Genomic DNA, 2,703 nt, shown 5'->3' with positions numbered 1-2,703 from the left:
GTCTCCAGGGGCTCCCCGGCCGGGGCGGCCCCGTCACTCCCGGCCGTCCGCCGGCCCCTCCTCGCCCTCGGCCGCGCCGGCGGCTTCCTCCCCGCCCTCGGCCAGCACCGCGTCCAGCCGCGCACGGGCGCCCTCCAGCCGGCGGCGGCAGACCGCGGCCAGCTCCTCGCCCCGCTCCCACAGGGCCAGTGACTCCTCCAGCGTGGAACCGCCCGCCTCCAGGCGGCGGACCACGGCGACCAGCTCGTCGCGTGCCTGCTCGTAGCCCATCTCCCCGGCCGGCGGGGTGCCCGCGGTGCCCGTGCTCGTGTCCGTCATGTGCCTCAGCCTAGGCCCGGGGTCCGACAGCGCGCGTCCCTCACGCCTCCTCGCCGTGCCGCGCGACCACCGTCAGCTCCCCGTCGGCCACCCGGGCGCGCAGCCGTTCGCCGTCGGCCACCTCCCGCGCCGCCCGTACCGCGCTCCCGTCGGCCCGCTGCAGCACCGCGTAGCCGCGTGCGAGCGTCGCGGCGGGGGAGAGGGCGACGACCCGGGCGGCGGTGTGCACCAGTTCCGCCTCCGCCTGCGCCAGCAGGTGCCCGAACGTCCGCCGGGCGCGGTCGAGCACCGCCGCGACCTGCTCCCCGCGCTCGGCCACCATCGAGTGCGGCCGGGCCATCACCGGCCGGCTCATGGTGTCCGCCAGCCCCCGCTCCTGCCGCTCCAGCATCCCCTCGACCGACCGCAGCGCCCGCTCGCGCAGCTGCCGCACCCGCTCCAGCTCCTCGCGCACGTCCGGCACGACGTCCTTGGCGGCGTGGGTGGGCGTACGGGAGCGCAGGTCGGCGACCAGGTCCAGCAGGGGAGTGTCCGGCTCGTGCCCGATGGCCGAGACCACCGGGGTGGCGCAGTCGGCCACCGCCCGCACCAGGCGCTCGTCGGAGAAGGGCAGCAGATCCTCCACGCTGCCGCCGCCCCGGGCCACGACGATCACGTCCACGGCCGGGTCGGCGTCCAGCTCCCGCACCGCGTCGATCACCTGCGTCACCGCGTGCACGCCCTGCACGGCCACGTTGCGCACGGCGAAGCGGACCGCGGGCCAGCGCTGCCGCGCCGTCTCCAGCACGTCCCGCTCGGCCGCGGAGGCGCGGCCGGTGACCAGGCCGACCAGACCGGGCAGGAAGGGCAGTGGCTTCTTCCGCTCGGCCGCGAACAGGCCCTCGGCGGCCAGCGACTTCTTCAGCCGCTCCAGCCGCGCGAGCAACTCGCCCATCCCCACCGGGCGGATCTCGCCCACCCGCAGGGAGAGCTGACCGCGCGGCGCATACCACTCCGGCTTGCCCAGCGCCACGATCCGGGCGCCCTCGCCCACCACGTCCGCCACCCTGTCGAAGACGGCGCGGTAGCAGGTCACGGTCAGCGAGACGTCGTGGGAGGGGTCGCGCAGGGTCAGGAACACCATCCCGGCGCCGGGGCGCCGGGAGAGCTGGGTGATCTGCCCCTCGACCCATACGGCGCCGAGCCGGTCGATCCATCCGCCGATCAGCCGCGACACCTCGCCGACGGGGACCGGCGCCTCGGGCGACGTGTTGAGAGCCATGCCAGGAGGCTAGCCGCACCCGCCGACAGCCGGGGCCGCCCCGCCCGTCCCGCCCCGCCGGGCGCCCGCGCCCGGGACCCGTACGATGGCCCCATGACTGCTACGACCGCACGCCGGGTCCTCCTCGCCGCGCCCCGCGGCTACTGCGCGGGCGTCGACCGCGCGGTGATCGCCGTCGAGAAGGCCCTGGAGCAGTACGGCGCGCCGATCTACGTGCGCAAGGAGATCGTCCACAACAAGTACGTCGTGGAGACCCTGCGCAAGAAGGGCGCGATCTTCGTCGACGAGACCGAGGAGGTGCCCGAGGGCTCCATCGTGATCTTCTCCGCCCACGGGGTCGCCCCGGTCGTCCACGAGGAGGCCGAGCGGCGGAAGCTGGCGACCATCGACGCCACCTGTCCCCTGGTGACCAAGGTCCACAAGGAGGCCGTCCGCTTCGCGAAGGACGACTACGACATCCTCCTGATCGGCCACGAGGGCCACGAGGAGGTGATCGGCACCAGCGGCGAGGCACCCGACCACATCACGCTGGTCGACGGCCCCGGGGACGTGGAGAACGTCGAGGTGCGCGACCCCTCGAGGGTCGTCTGGCTCTCCCAGACCACGCTGTCGGTCGACGAGACCATGGAGACGGTCGACGCGCTCAAGGAGCGGTTCCCCGCGCTGGTCAGCCCGCCGAGCGACGACATCTGCTACGCCACCCAGAACCGGCAGACCGCGGTCAAGCAGGTCGCCGCCGACTCCGACCTGGTCATCGTCGTCGGCTCGAAGAACTCCTCCAACTCCGTCCGCCTGGTCGAGGTCGCCCTCGGCGCGGGCGCCGGGGCCGGCCACCTGGTCGACAACGCCTCGGAGATCGAGGAGGCATGGCTGGAGGGAGTCGCCACCGTCGGCGTCACCTCGGGTGCCTCGGTTCCGGACGTGCTGGTCGAAGGCGTCCTGGAGTGGCTGGCCGAGCGCGGCTACGGCGACGTGGAGGTCGTCCAGCCGATGGAGGAGAAGCTCACCTTCTCCCTCCCCAAGGAGCTGCGCCGGGACCTGCGGACCGAGGCCGACCGCAAGGCCGCCGGCTAACCGGCCGGCTGCCGCGCGGGCCGCTCCCCGCCCTCCGCGCAGGCGGGGGC

At 74.8% G+C, this 2,703-nt stretch carries 3 protein-coding genes; 1 reads left to right on the top strand and 2 read right to left on the bottom strand.

Annotation, left to right across the window (positions count from 1 at the left end):
* Nucleotides 1–33: 33 nt before the first annotated feature.
* Nucleotides 34–318: an exodeoxyribonuclease VII small subunit gene (locus tag AC2CJA_RS25985; RefSeq protein ID WP_484605110.1), complete on the bottom strand. Its 285-nt coding sequence runs from the start codon at nucleotides 316–318 to the stop codon at nucleotides 34–36.
* Between the two features lie 40 nt (nucleotides 319–358).
* A complete protein-coding gene (gene xseA, locus AC2CJA_RS25980) occupies nucleotides 359–1,579 on the bottom strand; it encodes an exodeoxyribonuclease VII large subunit (RefSeq protein WP_484605109.1) in 1,221 nt (406 codons plus the stop codon).
* A 93-nt stretch (nucleotides 1,580–1,672) separates the two neighbouring features.
* Between xseA and AC2CJA_RS25975 the strand changes: the two genes are divergently transcribed.
* On the top strand, nucleotides 1,673–2,653 hold the full coding sequence (locus AC2CJA_RS25975; RefSeq protein WP_484605108.1) for a 4-hydroxy-3-methylbut-2-enyl diphosphate reductase: 981 nt from the start codon (nucleotides 1,673–1,675) through the stop codon (nucleotides 2,651–2,653).
* The last annotated feature ends 50 nt before the right edge of the window (nucleotides 2,654–2,703 follow it).

It is taken from the genome of Streptomyces sp. ATLC9 (assembly GCF_057196705.1).
Note: the sequence above shows the minus strand (reverse complement) of the source record. Positions and strands in the feature narration are given on the sequence as shown.